The following is a 530-nucleotide window of genomic DNA, read 5'->3' on the forward strand; positions in this document are numbered from 1 at the left end:
TTCATCGACAATCCATTTAGCGATGATTCCGGTTCGCGTTTATATAAGACAGGGGATCTTGCACGTTGGTTGCCAGATGGTAATATTGAATTCATAGGTAGAAAGGATGATCAGGTAAAGATTCGTGGATACCGTATTGAGTTGGGAGAAATAGAGAGTGTTTTATCGGAAGTGGATAAGGTAAAGGAATGTTGTGTCCTTGCCAGAGAAGATCATAATGGCAATAAACGCCTGATTGGTTACCTGGTTATGGAAGGAGGCTTCAACAAAGCCCTTGTGGTAGACTACATTGGTTCCCGATTACCTGAGTATATGGTGCCTGGGATTTGGGTTGAGTTAGAGGCCTTGCCTTTGACTAGTAATGGAAAAATTGATAAAAAGGCATTACCAGATCCTGACATGTCAGAGGCAGCTACCGCATCTTATGTAGCCCCACGAAATGACATTGAAAAACAACTGGCTGAGATCTGGCAAGAATTACTGGGAGTAGAAAAGGTTGGAATACACGATAATTTCTTTGAACTTGGAGG

General features: G+C 42.3%; 1 protein-coding gene. It reads left to right on the forward strand.

Annotation, left to right across the window (positions count from 1 at the left end):
* Window positions 1-69: 69 nt before the first annotated feature.
* Window positions 70-530: AMP-binding enzyme (locus ABD816_RS22255; protein ID WP_425549134.1), on the forward strand; the 461-nt coding region annotated here is incomplete at its 3' end.

This window comes from Aquimarina addita (genome assembly GCF_039539305.1).
Taxonomy (GTDB): Bacteria; Bacteroidota; Bacteroidia; order Flavobacteriales; family Flavobacteriaceae; genus Aquimarina; species Aquimarina addita.